Source organism: Yinghuangia seranimata (assembly GCF_029953285.1).
GTDB classification, from domain to species: domain Bacteria; phylum Actinomycetota; class Actinomycetes; order Streptomycetales; family Streptomycetaceae; genus Yinghuangia; species Yinghuangia seranimata.
This window is the reverse complement of record NZ_JASAOI010000069.1, coordinates 44808-61539: the sequence shown is the minus strand read 5'-3', so window position 1 is coordinate 61539 and position 16732 is coordinate 44808. Positions and strand designations below refer to the sequence as shown.

At 73.9% G+C, this 16732-nt stretch carries 16 protein-coding genes; 8 read left to right on the top strand and 8 right to left on the bottom strand.

Annotation, left to right across the window (positions count from 1 at the left end):
- Positions 1-2 precede the first annotated feature (2 nt).
- A complete protein-coding gene (locus tag QI554_RS37910; RefSeq protein WP_281477029.1) occupies positions 3-839 on the bottom strand; it encodes an HAD family hydrolase in 837 nt (278 codons plus the stop codon).
- A gap of 80 nt (positions 840-919) precedes the next feature.
- On the opposite strand from QI554_RS37910, the gene QI554_RS37905 reads away from it, so the two are divergent.
- Positions 920-1813, top strand: coding sequence for an LLM class flavin-dependent oxidoreductase (locus QI554_RS37905; protein ID WP_281477028.1), 894 nt, complete (start codon positions 920-922; stop codon positions 1811-1813).
- A 28-nt stretch (positions 1814-1841) separates the two neighbouring features.
- Here QI554_RS37905 and QI554_RS37900 read toward each other — a convergent pair whose 3' ends face one another.
- Positions 1842-3131 carry a CynX/NimT family MFS transporter gene (locus QI554_RS37900; RefSeq protein WP_281477026.1) on the bottom strand — a complete coding sequence of 430 codons (1290 nt, stop codon included), beginning with the start codon at positions 3129-3131 and terminating at the stop codon, positions 1842-1844.
- 49 nt (positions 3132-3180) lie between these two features.
- Positions 3181-3978 (bottom strand): HAD family hydrolase, encoded by a 798-nt coding sequence (locus QI554_RS37895; protein ID WP_281477024.1) that lies wholly within the window; start codon positions 3976-3978, stop codon positions 3181-3183.
- Between the two features lie 134 nt (positions 3979-4112).
- Here QI554_RS37895 and QI554_RS37890 point away from each other — a divergent pair, with 134 nt between their 5' ends.
- The 3 genes from QI554_RS37890 to QI554_RS37880 all read left to right on the top strand — a co-directional run bounded on the left by QI554_RS37890 (position 4113) and on the right by QI554_RS37880 (position 7598).
- Positions 4113-4829: a phosphatase PAP2 family protein gene (locus QI554_RS37890; protein ID WP_281477023.1), complete on the top strand. Its 717-nt coding sequence runs from the start codon at positions 4113-4115 to the stop codon at positions 4827-4829.
- Between the two features lie 11 nt (positions 4830-4840).
- Positions 4841-6553 (top strand): bifunctional phosphatase PAP2/diacylglycerol kinase family protein, encoded by a 1713-nt coding sequence (locus tag QI554_RS37885; protein ID WP_281477021.1) that lies wholly within the window; start codon positions 4841-4843, stop codon positions 6551-6553.
- A 169-nt stretch (positions 6554-6722) separates the two neighbouring features.
- A complete protein-coding gene (locus tag QI554_RS37880; protein ID WP_281477020.1) occupies positions 6723-7598 on the top strand; it encodes a polysaccharide deacetylase family protein in 876 nt (291 codons plus the stop codon).
- A gap of 19 nt (positions 7599-7617) precedes the next feature.
- Here the strand turns inward: QI554_RS37880 and pheA are convergent, their stop codons facing one another.
- The gene (gene pheA, locus QI554_RS37875; RefSeq protein ID WP_281477018.1) at positions 7618-8565 is read right to left on the bottom strand and encodes a prephenate dehydratase; all 948 of its coding nucleotides are present in this window, start codon (positions 8563-8565) and stop codon (positions 7618-7620) included.
- 130 nt (positions 8566-8695) lie between these two features.
- Between pheA and QI554_RS37870 the strand changes: the two genes are divergently transcribed.
- From QI554_RS37870 to QI554_RS37855, 4 genes are all read left to right on the top strand, one after another.
- Entirely contained in the window at positions 8696-9475 is a 780-nt protein-coding gene (locus QI554_RS37870; protein ID WP_281477017.1) for an ABC transporter permease, read from the top strand.
- Between the two features lie 195 nt (positions 9476-9670).
- Entirely contained in the window at positions 9671-9964 is a 294-nt protein-coding gene (locus tag QI554_RS37865; protein WP_281477015.1) for a hypothetical protein, read from the top strand.
- 10 nt (positions 9965-9974) lie between these two features.
- A complete protein-coding gene (locus QI554_RS37860) occupies positions 9975-11624 on the top strand; it encodes an alpha/beta hydrolase (protein ID WP_281477013.1) in 1650 nt (549 codons plus the stop codon).
- A 105-nt stretch (positions 11625-11729) separates the two neighbouring features.
- A complete protein-coding gene (locus tag QI554_RS37855) occupies positions 11730-12287 on the top strand; it encodes a hypothetical protein (protein ID WP_281477012.1) in 558 nt (185 codons plus the stop codon).
- A 6-nt stretch (positions 12288-12293) separates the two neighbouring features.
- Here the strand turns inward: QI554_RS37855 and efeB are convergent, their stop codons facing one another.
- From efeB to QI554_RS37835, 4 genes are read right to left on the bottom strand one after another with little or no spacing between them, the layout of a single operon-like run.
- Positions 12294-13544, bottom strand: coding sequence for an iron uptake transporter deferrochelatase/peroxidase subunit (gene efeB / locus QI554_RS37850; RefSeq protein ID WP_281477010.1), 1251 nt, complete (start codon positions 13542-13544; stop codon positions 12294-12296).
- A gap of 43 nt (positions 13545-13587) precedes the next feature.
- Positions 13588-15348 carry a copper resistance CopC/CopD family protein gene (locus QI554_RS37845; protein ID WP_281477009.1) on the bottom strand — a complete coding sequence of 587 codons (1761 nt, stop codon included), beginning with the start codon at positions 15346-15348 and terminating at the stop codon, positions 13588-13590.
- Positions 15338-16024: a copper chaperone PCu(A)C gene (locus QI554_RS37840; RefSeq protein WP_281477008.1), complete on the bottom strand. Its 687-nt coding sequence runs from the start codon at positions 16022-16024 to the stop codon at positions 15338-15340. Before QI554_RS37840 ends, QI554_RS37845 begins: the two co-directional genes overlap by 11 nt.
- Complete coding sequence (locus tag QI554_RS37835) at positions 16021-16731, bottom strand: SCO family protein (protein ID WP_281477006.1); 711 nt, start codon at positions 16729-16731, stop codon at positions 16021-16023. Before QI554_RS37835 ends, QI554_RS37840 begins: the two co-directional genes overlap by 4 nt.
- Position 16732 lies beyond the last annotated feature (1 nt).

Genomic DNA, 16732 nt, shown 5'->3' with positions numbered 1-16732 from the left:
AGTTACGGGAAGAGCTTTTCGATGATTTGCGCTACGCCGTCGTCGTCATTGCTCGCGGTGTGGTTCGGCACCGCGGCCAGCACCGCCGGATGCGCGTTCGCGACCGCGTAGGAGTGCCCCGCCCAGCCCAGCATCGGCAGGTCGTTGGGCATGTCGCCGAACGCGACAACCTCGTCCGCGGTGATGCCGTGCCGCGTGCAGAACCACGCCAGCGTGCTGGCCTTGCTGACGCCCAGCGCGCTGATCTCCACCAGGGCGATCTTGGACGAGTGGGTGAACTCGGCGTGCGCGCCGGCCGCCTCGCGGGTGACCGCCAGGAAGTCGTCGGGCGCCATCGACGGGTGCCGCGCGAGCAGCTTGAGCACCGGCCCGTCGAGCAGCTCCTCGGCCGGCGCGACGGCGTGCACGATCGACAGGTCGCGCTCCAGCGGCGGGTACTCCGGCTCGTGCGCGAACCCGGTCGCGGTCTCCACCGCGAAGCACACGTCGGGCACGTGCTCGCGGATCAGCGCGATCACCTTGCGGGCCGCGGTGACGTCCATCGGGTGGGTGTCGACGATCTGCTCCGCGCGCAGGTCGTAGACCACCGCGCCGTTGCCGCAGATGGCCAGCCCGTGGTGGCCGGTCACCTGGGCGACCTTGTCCATCCAGCGCGGCGGCCGCCCCGTCACGAACACGACGGCGCCGCCGGCCGCCTCGACGGCGTCGAGCGCGGCGAGGGTCCGCTCGGAGATCGTGCCGTCGCTGCGCACAATGGTGCCGTCCAGGTCGGTGGCGACGAGGCGCGGGCGCGGCGTGGACGGCGGCGGGGCAGACGGTGTGGCAGTCACGACGTACATCCTGGCTTAGCGCAAACGAGAAAGTGAGACCGGTTCGCGCGGGTTTCTGTTCGGGAGTGTTCGGGATTAGGGTCGTCGCCATGCGAGTCGGCGTCGTCATCCTCCCGATCTACCGTTGGTCCGAAGCCGCAGCGCGGTGGCGTGACGCCGAGGCGGCCGGGTTCCACACCGCCTGGACGTACGACCACCTCTCGTGGCGCAGCTTTCGCGAGGAGCCCTGGTTCGGCTCCGTCCCGACGCTGACCGCGGCGGCCGCGGTCACCTCCCGGATCCGCCTGGGAACGCTCGTGTCGTCGCCGAACTTCCGCCACCCGGTGACCTTCGGCAAAGAGCTCATGACGCTCGACGACGTCAGCGAAGGCCGGTTCACCCTCGGCATCGGCGCCGGCGGGCTCGGCTTCGACGCGACCGCGCTCGGCCAGGAGCCGTGGGCCCCGCGCGAGCGCCAGGACCGCTTCGAGGAGTTCCTCGGCCTGCTCGACGAACTGCTCACCTCGCCCGCGACCACCTACGACGGACGCTTCTACAGCGCCGACGAGGTCCGCATGATCCCCGGCTGCGTGCAGCGCCCCCGGCTGCCGTTCGCGGTCGCCGCGACCGGGCCGCGCGGACTGCGGCTCACCGCGCGCCTCGGGCAGGCGTGGGTGACGTACGGCGACCCCAAGCGCCTCGAAGGCCTCACGAACGCCGAGTACCAGTCCGCGGTCGCCGACCAGCTGCGCCGCCTGGAGGACGCGTGCGCCGCCGAGGGCCGCGACCCGGGCGAGCTGGACCGCGTCCTGCTCAACGGCTCGACCGGCGAGCGCGCGCTCGACTCGGTGGATGCGTTCGTCGACTACGCCGGCCGCTACGCCGAGGTCGGCATGACCGACATCGCGGTGCACCTGCCGGTGCCCGACAGCGTCTTCGGCACCGACGAGGCCGTCTTCGAGCGCATCGTCACCGAGGGGCTTCCGCAGGTCGCCAAGCTGTAGCCGCCCGGCCCGCGCCGTCCGCGCCGGGTCAGGCGATCCGGCGCGACACCCGCACGTGCAGCGGCCGCGCCGCACCCAGGCCGGACGCCGTCGCCACGCCGGCCAGGGCCAACATCACCAGGATCGGCACCGACCAGCCGCCGCTCGCGTCCTTGAACGCGCCCGCCGCAAGCGGCCCGAACGCGGCGAGCACGTAGCCGACCGCCTGGGCCATACCGGACAGCTGCGCGGCCACCTGCGGATCCGGCGACCGCAGCACGATCAGCGTCAGCGCGAGCGCCACGGCCGCGCCCTGCCCGAGACCGAGCAGCGCCGCCCACACCCACGCGCCCGCGGCCGGGGCGAACAGCAGCCCGACGTACCCGCCCGCGGTCAGCGCCATCGCGGCCACCACCGGCAGCCGCTGGTCGCGCAGGCGGCCGGCGAGCAGCGACGTCCCGAGCGAGGCCGGGATCTGGCACACCGTGCTGAACGCGAAGACCGCGGCCGCGTCGCCCTTGGTCATCCCGTCGTCGGTCAGCATCGTCGGCAGCCACGCGAGCACGACGTAGAACAGCAGCGACTGCAGGCCCATGAACCCGGTGACCTGCCAGGCCAGCGGGGACCGCCACACACCCGCGACCGCGGCCTGTGCGGCCTGTGTCTCACGCGCCCGGCGCGCACGGAGCACCTGTGGGAGCCACACCGCGATCGCGAGCACCGACAGCGCCGCCCACACGCCCAGCGCGGGACGCCAGCCGTGGCCGATCGCGTTCTCGATCGGCACGCTCGCACCCGCGGCGACCGCCGCGCCGCACACCATCGTCGAGCTGTACGCGCCCATCATCACGGCGGTGCGGTCGGGGAAGTCCCGTTTCACGACCGCCGGCATGAGCACGTTGAGCACCGCGATGCCGCCGCCGACCAGCACGCCGCCCGCGAACAGCGCGACCAGCGACGGCACGGTGCGCACCACGATGCCGCAGGTCAGCACGACCAGCGCGGCCAGCAGCGTCAGTTCGGCGCCGATCCGGCGGGCGAGCGCGGGCGCGACCGGGGAGACCAGGCCGAGGAACAGCACGGGTATCGCGGTGATGAGGCCGCCGACCGTCGTCGACAGGCCGAACGCGGTGCGCAGTTCGCCGACGAGCGGCGAGACGCCGGACAACGCGGCACGCATGTTGAGCGAGATGAGGACCACACCGGCGACGAGGAGGGCCCCGCCCGCACCGCGCCGAACGCTCGCGCCCGGCGTGCGCGGGGGCGTGTCCGGGGCGGCGGACCCGCGCGGCGGGGGCACGCACGGCGCGCCGGATATCCGGTCGGGGGAGGTGCTCATGGTGGTGCTCTCGTCGTCGTGGTGCGGTACGCGAGGGGCTCGGGCCCGGTCAGGCCGGTGCGAACAGCCTTTCCAAGACCGCCGCGACGCCGTCCTCGTCGTTCGACGCGGTGACCTCGTCGGCGACCGCCTTCACGGCGTCGTGCGCGTTCGCCATCGCGACACCGTGTCCGGCCCAACGCAGCATGGTGACGTCGTTGGGCATATCCCCGAACGCTATCGTCTCCGCCGCTTTCACCCCGAGCCGCCGCGCGACCAGGGACAGCCCGACCGACTTGCTCAGTCCGGTCGGCAGCAGCTCGACTATGCCGGGGCCGGCGTGCGTCACGTCGACCAGGCCGTCGCAGACCCGGCGCGCGGTCGCGGCGAGCTCGTCGTCGCCGAGCGAGCGGTGCTGCACGTACGCCTTGAGGATCGGCTCGGCCCACAGGTCCTCGCGGGTGTCCGCGGTACGCACCGGCAGCGGCAGGCTGTACCGGTACGCAGGCTCGACCACGACGGCGCCGTCTATCCCGGCCTGGCTGACCGCGAGCGCCACGGGCCCGATCTCGGCCCGCAGCTTCTCGGCGGCGAGCCGCGCGACCTGCCGGTCGAGGGTCACGGAGGTGAGCAGCCGGTCCTCGCCCGCGTGGTAGACCTGCGCGCCCTGCGAGCAGACCGCGAGGCCCTCGTACCCGAGCGTGGCGAAGACGCCGCGCGACCAGGAGACGGCGCGGCCGGTGACGATGACGTGGTGCGCGCCCGCGGCGCGTACGGCGGACAGTGCGGCGCGCGTGCGCGCGGAGATGGAGTGGTCCTCGCGGATCAGAGTGCCGTCGAGATCGGTGGCGACCAGCCGGAAGGTCACGCGCCGCGCACCGGCGCGGAAATCGGTCCGGGGGCGGGGCGGGAGAGGCACACGAAGATCACGGAGATCAGACTACCGGCGTCGCGGTGCCCCTTTTCCCGGCCGCGGCGCGATCAAGGCGGTATCAAGGGGATGTGCACAGCTTCACTCCGCGCCCGTGGCACACGGTGTGCGCGTTGACCGGCGCCGCCGTCTTCACGGTGCTGCTGGTCCTCGTCGTGCTCGGCTGGGGGCCGTTGCACCGGGTCGACGTCCGGGTCGCGACGGACCTCCACACCTGGGTGCTCGAGCATCCCGTGCGGAAGGACGTGCTGCGGTTCCTCACCAACTGGGTGTGGGACCCGTGGACGTTCCGCGCGCTCGTCGCGGTCGCGGTCGTGGTGCTGCTGGTGCGCGGCGACCGGCGCACCGCCGCGTGGGCGGCCGCAGTGATGATCGTGGGCGGCACGGCGGGGACGCTGGTCAAGGTCGCGGTGGCGCGCGACCGTCCGATGTTCACCGACCCCGTGGCGACCGCGAACGGCTGGTCGTTCCCGTCGGGGCACGCGCTCAACGGGATGCTCGGGTGCGGTGTCCTGCTGGTGGTGCTGCTGCCGTGGACGCCGCGGTTGCTGCGGCCGCTGCTGTGGGCCGCCGCGGTGGTCTCGGTGCTCGGCGTCGGGTTCACGCGGATCGCGTTGGGCGTGCACTACCTGAGCGATGTGGTGGCCGGCTGGGCGCTGGGTGTGGTGGTGCTGGCCGCCGGTTGGTTGCTGTTCGCGGTGCTGTGGGATCCGGCAGAGGCGCAGATCACGTCCCACAAACCGAACGGGAACGAGATCGGCCGTTCGGAGAGCCGCCCGGCTGCGTAAGAATTGCGACCATGCTCACGGAAGCAGGACGGGTCCTGCGGCGGATCGTCCTGCCCCTGGTGGCGACGACCTTGGCGATGGTCGGTCTCGGCCTGCTCGTGTCGCGGGTCATGGAGGACGTCTGGCCGATCTCGGTCGAGGACGATCTCGTCCGCACGCTGGCCGAGCACCGCACCGACACATGGGACAACGCCTCGCGCGTGCTGTCCACGCTGTCCGGCGGTATCGCGGTCGTCGCGGGGACGCTGGTCGCCGCCGTGCTGGCCAGGCTCGCGTACCGCTCGTGGCGTGCGCCGCTGTTCCTCATGGGCGCCGTGGCGGCGCAGACGGCCGTGTACCTGGTGGCCCGTCAGTTCGTGGACCGGGACCGGCCCGACGTGCCGCGGCTCGACGACGTCGCGGGCAGCGCCGCCTTCCCGTCCGGCCACACCGGCGCGGCACTCGCGCTGTACGGCGGCATCGCGGTGCTGCTCTCGGTGCACCTGACGGGACCGGTCCGCAAGTGGGTGTGGCGGGTGCTGTTCCTGCTGGTGCCGCTCGCGGTGGGCGCGGCCCGGGTGTACCGGGGCGACAGCCACCCCAGCGACGTCGTCGCGGCGTACCTGTCCGCGGCCGCGGTCCTGACGATCATGAACGCCGCCGTGCTGTCGCCGCGCTCGGTGTGGGGCGGCCCCGGTGGCCCGCCGCCGCGCACGGCCGACGGGCATGTGCCGCGTGCCGCCGTCGTGGTCAACCCGATCAAGCTCGACTCGGAGGACGGGCGCGCGCGGATCGCCCGCATCATGGCGGAGGCCGGCTGGGCGCCGCCGCTGTGGCTGGAGACCACCGTCGACGACCCGGGCGCGGGCGCGACCCGTCGGGCCCTCGACGAAGGCGTCGACCTCGTCCTGGTCGCGGGCGGCGACGGCACCGTGCGGGAGTGCGCGGAGGCGCTGGCCGGCACCGGTGTGCCGCTGGCCGTCGTGCCGTCCGGGACCGGCAACCTGCTGGCCCGCAACCTCGGGCTGCCGATCGACCTCGCCGACGCCGTGCACGTCGCCGTGCACGGCCGCGACCGGCCCATCGACCTCGGCGGCATCGAGTCCGACGAACCCGACGCCGGGCACCGCTACTTCACCGCGATGGCCGGCATCGGGCTGGACGCGGCGATGGTCGCGGACGCGCCGGACGCGCTGAAGAAGAAGGTCGGCTGGCCCGCGTACGCCGTCTCGGGCGCCCGCCACCTGCGCGATGCCCGCATGCGGGTGACGCTGCGCATCGACGACGGGCCGCCGATCACCCGGCGGGCCCGCATGGTGCTGGTCGGCAACGTCGGCGCGCTGCAGGCCGGCATGCAGCTGCTGCCGGGCGCCGAACCGGACGACGGGCTGCTGGACGTGGTGGTGTTCGCCCCGTACGGCATGACCGGCTGGGCGCACGCGACGCTGCGGGTCATAGGCCGGCGGCGCCGCGACGAGCAGCAGGCCGCCGCCCGGCAGCGGCGCTGGCGGCCGATCGAGCACTTCACCGGCCGGACGGTCGAGGTCGAGACGGCCCGCCCCGAACCGCGCGAGCTCGACGGCGACCCGATCGGGCCCGGTACGCGGATGGTGGTGCGAGTGCGCCCCGGCGCGCTGATCGTCCGGGTGCCGGACGGGCGGGTCGCGCTGCGTCCGGAGGCGCGTGCGGAACCGTTCCCGCCCGCGGACGCCGACGGGGGACTGGCGGCGGTCGAGGGGGTCTGACGCGGGCGGTGCGGCCGCCTCCGCGCACGTGCTCCCGTCCGGCGGCCGTCGGGGCGCCACGAACAGCAAAACGTCGGAAAATCAGACGATTTGCCCGTTCTGTGTGTCAGGGTGGACGACGGTCGTCTCGTCATCGGCCGCAACTCCCCCCAGCCAGGAGGAGGCCCGTGTGTCGGAGACGCGCCGCCACCCCGCACACCCGCTCGTCGCCCTGCTCGCGGTCCTCGCACTGACCGCGATCGGCTGCTCGATGCAGGGCGGGAGTGCCGACCCCCGCACCTCGTCGGCGTCACCGCCGTCCGACGGCGGACCGCGCGCCGCCCCGAACCCCCATCTGGGGCGCGAAGTGCCGCCGCAGGGCGGCGGCGCGGCCGAGTCCACGTCGGCTCCCGCCTCGTCCGCCGCGCCGTCCCCTTCGACCGTCGGACCCCAGGCCCGTCCCCCGGTCTCGGACACGCTCGTTCGCAGCACCGCGGGCTCCGGCCGACGCGTCGCGCTCACGTTCGACGACGGGCCGAGTGCGGAGTGGACCCCGAAGATCCTCGACCTGCTCGACAGGTACGGCGTCAAGGCCACGTTCTGCGTCGTCGGCGAGCAGGCCCGCGCGTACCCCGCGCTGGTACGGAAGATCGTCGCCAAGGGACACCGCCTGTGCGACCACACCGAGACCCACGACGAACGCCTCGCCCGCATGCCCGAGGACCAGGTCCGCAAGCAGATCGGCGGCGCCCGCGACGCCATCCTCGCCGCCGCCCCGGACGCGGAGCTCGAGTGGTTCCGCGCCCCCGGCGGAGGGTGGTCGAGCGCCATCAAGAAGGTCGCCGTCGGCTACGGCATGAAGCCCCTCGACTGGTCGGTCGACAGCCGCGACTGGGAGCGCAAGGGCGTCGACACCATCGTCGCCACCGTGCAGCGCCAGCTGCGGCCGGGCGGCGTCGTCCTGATGCACGACGGGGGCGGCGAACGCTCGCAGAGCGTCGCCGCACTCGCCCGGCTCCTGCCCTGGCTCGTCCAGCAGGGCTACAGCTTCGACTACCCGGGCTGAGGGGACCGGGCCGACCGGGTCAGTCCTCGCCGCGCCGGCAGCGGTCCAGCCACGCGGCGGCGTCCTCGAACTCGGCGTCCGACGTGCCGCGCCGCACCTGCGGGCGGGCCCCGTCGGCGCGCGGGTACGAGCCGAGGAACCGCACCGCGGCGCACACCCGGCGCAGACCCATCAGCGCCTCGCCGACCCGCGCGTCCGCGATGTGCCCCTCGGCGTCGATCGCGAAGAAGTAGTGGCCGAGGCCGTCGCCGGTGGGGCGCGACTGGATGTGGTCCAGGTTGACACCCCGCACCGCGAACTCCTGCAGGATCTCCAGCAGGGCGCCCGCGTGGTCGTCGACGATGAAGGCCGCCACCGACGTGCGGTCGGCCCCGGTCGGAGCGTCGACGACGCCCGGGCGGCGCACCATCACGAACCGGGTCACCGCGCCCTCGACGTCGTGGATGTCGGTGACCAGCGGCGTGAGGCCGTAGCGCGCGGCGGCGAACTCGCCCGCGAGCGCGGCGTCGTAGCGGCCCTCCTGGACCAGGCGTGCGGCGTCGGCGTTGGACGCGGAGGAGAACCAGTGCGAGTCGGGCAGGTTCGCGGCCAGCCAGCGGCGCACCTGCGGCTGCGCGTGCGAGTGGCTGGAGACCGTCTTGACGTCCTCCATCGCCGTGCCGGGGCGGACCAGCAGCGCGAACGAGATGGGCAGCAGGATCTCCCGCTCGATGATCAGCGGTTCGCCGGTCGCCAGCTCGTCGAGCGTGACGGAGACCGAGCCCTCGACCGAGTTCTCCAACGGCACCACGGCCGCGTCGGCGTCGCCCCGCCGCACCATGTCGAGCGCGGCCGGCACCGAGGCCATGGGAATCGTGTCGACCGCCTCGGCTCCCGGCAGCGTGCGCAACGCCGCCTCGGTAAAGGTGCCCTCCGGCCCGAGGTAGCTCCAACGGGGGGCACCGACCGGTGTACGCGAGGCTGACATGTCGGCCACTGTAGCCGCGTGCGACGGGAGGGAACGGCATGTGTGATCGTCGTATCGGGAACCCGGCCCTGCCGCGTGCCGCGGCGTGGCCCTCAGCGTGCTCGCGTTCCCAGCGCCTAGCGTCGTCTCCATGACCCACCCGACGATCACGGTCGCCGCGTCGCTGCTTCCCGTCACGCCGACGCTCGGGGTCGTCATCGCCGTCCTGCTGCTCGCGGCGTTCCTCGTCGCGGCGCTCGCGCACCTGGGGCACGGACGCGAGGTGCTGGTCGCCGGGGTGCGGGCCGCCGTGCAGCTGCTGGTGGTCGCGCTGGTCATCGGGCAGGTGGTGCACCACTGGTGGGCGACGCTGCTGTTCGTCCTCGTCATGTACGGCGTGGCCGCCGCGACCGCGTCGGGCCGTATCACCGGCGTGCCGTGGCGGCCGTGGGCCGCGGTGCCGCTGCTCGCCGGGACGCTGCCGGTGCTGACGCTGCTGATGGTCACCCGGCTGGTGCCGTTCGACGGCCTCGTCCTCATCCCTGTCGCGGGCATCCTGATCGGCGGGGCGATGACCGCGACGGTGCTCGCGGGGCGGCGGGCGCTGGAAGAGCTCACGGTGCGGCGCGGCGAGGTCGAGGCCGCGCTGTCGCTGGGGCTCATGGACCGGGAGGCCCGCCTGGAGATCTGCCGGCCGGTCGCGGCGGGCGCGCTCATCCCGGCGCTCGACCAGACCCGTACCGTCGGACTCGTGACGCTGCCGGGCGCTTTCGTCGGCATGCTGCTCGGCGGGGCTTCGCCCGCCGCCGCCGGGGCCGTGCAACTCTTCGTCCTGATCGGCTTGTTGGCGACCGAGTCGATCGCCATCGCGGTTCTCCTCGAACTGGTCGGAAGAGGCCAAATCACCCGTAGTGCCGCCAACAGCCGCTAAGTGCCTGTGAGTTGCCGGACTCTTCATCCACAGGTCTGTGGAAAACCGGCCCTGTGCTGGGGAAATCCTGTGGATAAACCGGCTGTTGACCATCCGATCCGGTGAATCTCATGCCAACCGACCGGTGTGTTCGGCCGGCCGGGCTTAGCGTCGAAGCGGATCACTCAACCGCCCGCGAACCCCGGAGGACCCATCATGCGCGTCGATCCCGCCGCCCTGCACAGCGCGTCAGCCGGCGCGCGGAAGCTCGCCGCCGAGCTGCCGCGGCTCGCCGACGAGGTCGCGGCCAGCGCCGACGCCGCCGCGACCGGGTGCCCCGGCTTCGCCTTCTCCGACGCGCTGGTCGAGGTCGCCGCGTCCTGGCGCGGCCGGCTCGCCGAGGTCGGCGTGGCGTACGGGCGCACCGCCGACGGTCTCGGCGCCACCGCGCGGCGCGATGTCGAGACCGACCACGCGGTCGCCGAGCCGTTCCGCGCCGGGGCGGGGTGAGGCGGCGGTGGTGACCCTGCCCGCGCTGCGCGACGCCCAGTTCAACCGCTGGGAGAGCGCGGCCGACGAATGGGCCCGGCTGTCCACGGCGCTGGACCAGGGAGGCAGCACCGCCGCGTCGACGGTCGCGGGCCCGCTGCTTGCCACCGGCTGGGCGGGCGCCGACGCCGACGCAGCGTTCCGGCAACTCGAAGCACAGGACACGGCGTTACGGGCCGCCGCGCAGGAAGCCTGCGGCGTGGCACCGCTCGTGGAGGCGGCCGTCAGCGAACTGCGGTCGGCGCAGGCCGTTCTGACGGCGCTGCTCGCCGAAGCCGCACAGGGCGGCCTCGCGGTCGGCGACGACGGCGCGGTGCGGGCCCGGGCATGCGAACCCGCCCACTCCGCCGACGCGGAGCACGCGGCGCGGATCTCCGCCGACATCGCCGCCGTGCTCGTCCGCGCGAGCGAGGCCGACGAACTGCTCGGCGACGGCGTCCGCCGGCTCGCGGCCGACAGTGTGCGGCCCGGGCTCGACGCGATGGCCGACGCGGCCGCGGACAGCGCGATGGTCGCCGCGCTGGCGAGTGTCGACGCGTCCGCGATCCCCAAGGGCGGGCCGCAGGAGGTCGCCGCGTGGTGGGCGGGGCTGTCCGAGCGCGACCGCCGGCGCTACCTGGCCGGCTGCCCCGAGGCGCTCGGCGCGCTCGACGGCCTCCCGGCGCACGTGCGCGACCGGGCGAACCGCCTTGTGCTGGCCGCCGCCGAGGCCGGGCTCGGCGAGCGGCTCGCCGCTGAGCGAGCCAAGCTCGACGCGGTCACCGGCGGCACCCGGGGCGCCGGCGTCGCGTTCATCCAGGCCGTCGGCGACCTGGAGACCCGCCTCGCCGCCGTGCGGGGGCTGCGCGCGTCGCTTGACCTGATCCCCGACGGCAAGGCGGCCCCACCGGCCTACCTGCTGGCCCTTTCACCCGATGGCGACGGCACCGCCGTCGTGGCCCTCGGCGACCCCGACCGGGCCCGGCACACCGCCGTGTTCGTGCCGGGCAAGGGCGCCGACCTGGCCAACGTGCCGCGCGACGTCGAACGCATGCGGGCCCTGTGGTCGCGCACCGGAAGCACCGACGGCGACGTCGCCGCCATCGCCTGGACCGGCTACGACGCCCCCAACACCCTGCAACGCGCCCTCGACCCCGACTACGCGAGAACGGGCGCCCCCAAGCTCGGCCGCTTCGTCGACGGCCTGCGCGCGGCCCACGACGCGACCGAACCGGACCACGTGACCGTCATCGGCCACAGCTACGGCTCCCTCGTCGCGGGCGAGGCGGCGAAGCGCGGCGGCTTGGCGGCCGACGACATCGTCGCGGTGGGCAGCCCCGGCATGCACGTCCACAACGCGTCCCAGCTCGGCACCGCCCCGGGCCACGTATGGGTGGCCCGCGCGCCCGGCGACCCGATCCCCGAACTCGGCAAGGCCACCTACACGTTGCCGATCGCCGGAGTCGGCCCGGACGACCGCGCCTTCGGCGCCAACCGCATCACGACCGACGGTTCGCACGGCCACAGCGAGTACTGGCGCACCGACCACCCGGACAGCCTCGACAACCAGGCCGCGATCGTGAAGGGCGAGTACGACCGGGTCCACCTCATGTGGGGGACACCGCCACCAGGACGGGAGTGACGGCGGCCCCGACAGGCTCGCGCGGCCGGGTGGTCGGCTGACACGGGTCGGCTGGGCGTGAATTCGACGCGACACCGCGGGGGCGGAGGTGCGACCCTCGCGGGCATGACCCGGTCCGACCACACGGTCCGTCCGCCCGGTGCGCCGCGCGTCATGGGCGCTTCCGGGGCCGCGGCGCGGGCGGACGCCGATCCGGGTGCCGAGCACGGGACGGCCAACGGCCGTACGCTGTGCGGCATTCCGCGGGAGCAGGTCACCGTGTACCGGCATTTCTTCTTCCCGCTGCGTCCGGACGCCTGTCCGAGGTGTCGTTCGCTGGCCACCGGCGCACCCGTCGACGCGGCCGCGCGCGAGCGCATCTACGCGTACGCCGAGTCGGCCGACTGGGGTCCGCTGCGTGAGGCACTGCTGGACGCGCTGCTCGAGGACGCCGAGGTCAGCGTGTGGCTCGAAGGCCCGGCGTCCGAGCTGATCCACCGCTACGCCCCGCCGAGCTGGATCGCTGAAGTGCGGCCGCAGGCCGAGGCCCTGCTTCGGGTGCGCGAGGCGCGCCTGTGCCTGGCCAGGGCCGGGCATCTCGGCCGTGAGCTGCTGCTGTTCGTGCCGGAGGACCGGCGCCCGTTCGTCGCCGCCGGCCCGTCGCCCGTGTGGCCCACGGACTGACGCGCGTCAGCCCTCGAAGAGCGCCTGGCCCACGTACCCGCCCTCCGCACACCCCGGAGGCGCCGCGAACAGGCCGCTCGACTCGTGGCGGACGAACGGCGACAGCGCGTCTCCCCGGGCCAGCTTCTGCTGGATCGGCACGAACCCGTCGAGCGGGTCCTTCTGCCAGGCGATGAACAGCAGGCCCGCGTCCGGCGCCCCGTCCGGGCGGAAGCCGTCGTGGTACGAGTAGCCGCGCCGCAGCATGGTCGCCCCGCGGTTGAACTCCGGTGCGGAGACCCGGATGTGTGCGTTCGCCGCGATGGCGAGCGTGCCGTCCGGCGCGCGGCGGCCGAAGTCGGCGGCCGTGTGCTCGCCGCCGCCGGTGACCGGCGCGCCCGTGTCCTTCTTCCGGCCGATGACCTGCTCCTGGGCGGGGACGTCGAGCCCGTCCCAGTCGTCGAGCAGCATCCGGATGCGCCGCACCACCACGTACGAACCGCCGCGCAGCCACGCCGGTTCGGCGTCGGGCGCGACGAAGATCTTGGCGTCGAAGTCGGGGGCGTCGGGCTCGGGGTTGTTGGTGCCGTCGACCTGCCCCATCAGGTTGCGGTGCGTCATGGGCCGGGCCGTCGCGCCGGGGGAGCGGGCGAAGCCGTTCATCTGCCAGCGCACCCGTGCCACGCCGCGGGCCAGCCGCTGCAGGGTGCGGACCGCGTGGAAGCAGACCAGCGCGTCGTCGGCGCACACCTGGACGAGCAGGTCGCCGTCGCCGCGCGCCGGGTCCAACTCCTCGCCGGGGAACGCGGGGAGCGGCTTGAGCCCGGCCGGCCGACGGTCGGCGAGGCCGGTCTTGTCGAACAGCGTCGCCCCGAACGCGAAGGTGACGGTGAGCGAGGACGGCCCGGCGTCGAGTCCGACCTGTCCGTCGGCGTCGGGCCGTTCGCCGCGCGCGAGGCGGGCGGCCGTGTCGGACCACCGCCGCATGAGCGCGGCGGTCTTGGCCTTGTCGGCGCCGGGTTCGAGGTCGTACGCCATCAGCACGGTGCGGGCCTGCGCGGGCGTGGTGATCCCGGCCTGCCGCGCGCCGTGGAACGGCACCGCGGTGGCGCCGAGCGCGGTGAGCGCGGGCCCGGACGCGGTGTCGTCCGAGGCGAGCGACGCGCCGAACGCGCCGCCCGCCGCTCCGACGACGAGGCCGCCCGCGCCCGCCGCGCCCGCGACGCCGAGGAGCCGGCGCCGGCTGATGCCCTCGGGCTGGTGTGCGGTAGTACCCATCTCGGTTCCCTCGGTGTCCTTGACTCGTCTACGCGGTGCCGGCTCAGCGCACCTTGACCGGCACGACGACGGTCGCGCGGTCGAAGTCCCCGGTGCGTACCGAGACCGAGAACTTCCAGGTCCCGGCCATCGGCAGCGACAGGTCCCGGGCGCTCCACTGCCCGGGCCCGGTGCGCTGGAGCGCGACGGTGATGCCGTCGATCTGCTTCTCGGGCAGGGAGACGCTCAGCGTCACCTCGGGCGGGTCGATCGTGTTGTTCAGCGGGTCGCGCACGGACACGTCGACCGAGTTCACGCCGGCGCGCGCCGGGGTGACGACGAGCTCGAAGACGCCCTTGCCGGCCGGACCGCCCGCGTCGTACGGCGAACTGACGCTGACAGTACGGGACGTGGTCGCCTCCTCGCGCTCGTGCGCGGTGCGCCCGGGCTCGGTGTTGACGAGCACCGTCGTGACCGCGAGCACCACGATGGCGAGCACCGCTTCAGTGCCGACGGCGCGTTGCAGCGTGCGCTTGCGCGCGAGGGGCTCGCCCGCGCGTTCGCCGGCCTTGGCGCGCAGCCGCGCCTGGAGCCAGCGCCGGGCCACCCACGCCGCCGCGATCATCAGCAGGACGAAGTTGACCTTGAGGATGAGCAGCAGGCCGAACGTCGTGGAGAACAGCGCGTCGAACGACCCGATCTGCCGCCACCCGGCGTACACGCCGGTCACCGCGAGCACGGTCACGCACACCATCGCGGCCTTGGAGAACCAGCCGACGGTCGGGACGTCGAGCGCGCCGGGCAGTTCCTCGCCGTCCTCGTCCTTGTCCGGTCCGAACAGCAGGACCAGCAGCACCGCGAGCCCGCCGAGCCAGCACCCCATCGCGACGAGGTGCACGATGTCGGCGCTCATCGCGAGCGGCGCCTGCATGCCGACCGACGCGTGGTCGGACGCGGCCCACGTCGCCGCCATGCCGACGCACAGCAGCGCCCACGCGCCGCCGAGCACCGCACGGCGCCGGCGCCCCGCCTCGCCGAGGACCGCGACGAGGTAGCCGAGCAGCGCGCCCGCCGCGCCCAGGATGAGGATGCGCACGGACAGCGCGCGGCCGAGCTTGCTCTCCAGGGTGGTCCGCAGGACGTCCAGGTCGAACGCCGACGAGAACGGCAGCCCCGCCGCCTTGGGCCCGTACAGCATGAGCGCCGCGACGGTGGAGACCAACAGCCCCGCCCAGGACGCGAACAGCAGCAGCCACACCCGGAACCGGCCGACCGCGGCGGGCCGCAGCGCGACGAGGAACAGCACCGATCCGGTGAGCAGCGCGAACGTCCCGAACGCGACGCCGCGCGCGAGTCCGTCGAAGAACCCGACGGTGTCGTCGCCGCCCTGGTCGATCCCGACGCCGCCGCCCGCCGAGGCGCGCACGATGTTGAAGGTGAACGCGCCCGAGATCGGGTGCGAGTCCTCCGACACGACGCGCCACGCGACCGTGTACGTGCCCGGCCCGAGCCCCGGCTGCAGCTTCACGCGCAGCGTCGACGGGCCGCCGACGCCGTGCTCGGGGCTGCCGGTGTCGACCCGCTTGCCGGTCGGGTCGAGTACCTTCACACCGCCGAGCGCCGCGTCGACGCCCTCGCTGAACCGCATCGTGACGACCGACGGCGCGGAGGGCACGGTGCTGCCGTTCGCGGGGTCGGTCGAGTCGAGCGACGCGTGCGCGGACGCGACGCCCGCGCCGCCGACCAGCAGCGTGAACAGCAGCACGGTCAGCGCGAACAGCCGGGCCGGCAGGCGGCGCCGGCCCGGTGCGGCGTCAGCCGCCATGACTGGTGTGGTCCATGCCGGTCATATCGCCGTTGGCCGACGATCCGGTGGACGGCGACCCCGAGGGTGAGCCCGACGCGGACGTGGTGGGCGACGCCGAGGCGTCCCCGGGCCGCTCGGCCGCACCCAGCACCGGCACCTGCACGGTGATCGGCCCGGACTTCTCGAAGGTCAGCGTCAGGGTGACCGTGTCGCCCTTCTTCAGCGTCTTCGTGACGTCCTCGAACATGATGTGCGTGCCGCCGCGGGCCAGCACGCCCTTGCCGTGCGCCGGGACGTCGACCGCGTCGACCTTGCTCATCGAGTTGCCGCTCGTCTGGTGGAGACCCGCGCTGGCGGTCAGCGGCGTGCTGACCGACAGCAGGCGGTCCGCGGCGTCCCCGTCGTTCTGCACGACGAGGTAGCCGGCGGCCGTGCCCTGCTTGGCTGGCTGCGGGATGTACGGGTCGACGACGCGCAGCTTGGGCGCCCCGGTCGACGCGTCGGACGACCGGGCCGCGTTCGGGTTGGCGCTGACCGGCCCGGCCGGCACCGACGGCGTCTCCCACTTGGGCGAGGACGACGACCCGCAGGCGACCAGCGGGATACCGCCCGCGAGGGCGAGGACCCCGCCGGCGACCAGGGCGGTCGTCCGGCGGCGGAGCGCGATGCGGGAGCGAAGGGGGGCCGTGATCATGGAGTGCTTCCCTCGGGGTGGATCAGGAGCGGCAGGTCGTGGGCGAAGTCGTCGGCGGTGATCCCGGCGGGGGTGCCGTCCGGGTTCAGGCCGACGCCCGCCAGGTAGATGATCCTCGCGAGATTGTCGCGCTCGAAAGCGATGATCTGCGTGCCGTGGGTGCTGGTGACCTTGCCGTCCGCGCCGACCTTCGGCGGCTCCAGGGCCACGCCGACGCTCTTGGCGGCCGCCTGGATCGTGTCGAAGGACCCCGTCAGACCGACGAACGTCGGGTCGAACGCGTCGAGCCACGAACGCAGTTCGGGGCCGGTGTCGCGCTGCGGGTCGGAGGTCACGAAGACCACGTCGACGTTTGCGCGGTCCTCGGGCTTGAGCTTGGTGAGGCCCCGCGCGAGGTCGGCCATTGTGGTGGGGCACACGTCGGGGCAGTGCGTGTAGCCGAAGTAGAGCAGCGTGACCTTGCCGGCCGTCTTGGCCTTGAAGTCGTACGCCTGCCCCGACGTGTCCGTCAGCGTGAGTTCGGGCTTCGCCATCGGGCCGCCGAGTTCGGTGCCGCGGTACTTGGACGGCGGGCCCGACGAGTCGATCCGCACGGGCGCCCCGCCGGTCGCTGTGGGCTTGCCGCCGTCTCCCGAGTCACTGCACCCGGCGGCGAACAGGATGCCCGCCGCCGCGAGTGCCGCGGTCCTCACAAGTGCCTTGCGCATG

What these genes read in the sequence shown, in the direction of transcription:
- QI554_RS37910 (WP_281477029.1), bottom strand. Translation starts at nt 839, where the DNA reads ATGTACGTCGTGACTGCCACACCGTCTGCCCCGCCGCCGTCCACGCCG.
- QI554_RS37905 (WP_281477028.1), top strand. Translation starts at nt 920, where the DNA reads ATGCGAGTCGGCGTCGTCATCCTCCCGATCTACCGTTGGTCCGAAGCC.
- QI554_RS37900 (WP_281477026.1), bottom strand. Translation starts at nt 3,131, where the DNA reads ATGAGCACCTCCCCCGACCGGATATCCGGCGCGCCGTGCGTGCCCCCG.
- QI554_RS37885 (WP_281477021.1), top strand. Translation starts at nt 4,841, where the DNA reads ATGCTCACGGAAGCAGGACGGGTCCTGCGGCGGATCGTCCTGCCCCTG.
- pheA (WP_281477018.1), bottom strand. Translation starts at nt 8,565, where the DNA reads ATGTCAGCCTCGCGTACACCGGTCGGTGCCCCCCGTTGGAGCTACCTC.
- QI554_RS37870 (WP_281477017.1), top strand. Translation starts at nt 8,696, where the DNA reads ATGACCCACCCGACGATCACGGTCGCCGCGTCGCTGCTTCCCGTCACG.
- QI554_RS37865 (WP_281477015.1), top strand. Translation starts at nt 9,671, where the DNA reads ATGCGCGTCGATCCCGCCGCCCTGCACAGCGCGTCAGCCGGCGCGCGG.
- QI554_RS37855 (WP_281477012.1), top strand. Translation starts at nt 11,730, where the DNA reads ATGACCCGGTCCGACCACACGGTCCGTCCGCCCGGTGCGCCGCGCGTC.
- efeB (WP_281477010.1), bottom strand. Translation starts at nt 13,544, where the DNA reads ATGGGTACTACCGCACACCAGCCCGAGGGCATCAGCCGGCGCCGGCTC.
- QI554_RS37845 (WP_281477009.1), bottom strand. Translation starts at nt 15,348, where the DNA reads ATGGCGGCTGACGCCGCACCGGGCCGGCGCCGCCTGCCGGCCCGGCTG.
- QI554_RS37840 (WP_281477008.1), bottom strand. Translation starts at nt 16,024, where the DNA reads ATGATCACGGCCCCCCTTCGCTCCCGCATCGCGCTCCGCCGCCGGACG.
- QI554_RS37835 (WP_281477006.1), bottom strand. Translation starts at nt 16,731, where the DNA reads ATGCGCAAGGCACTTGTGAGGACCGCGGCACTCGCGGCGGCGGGCATC.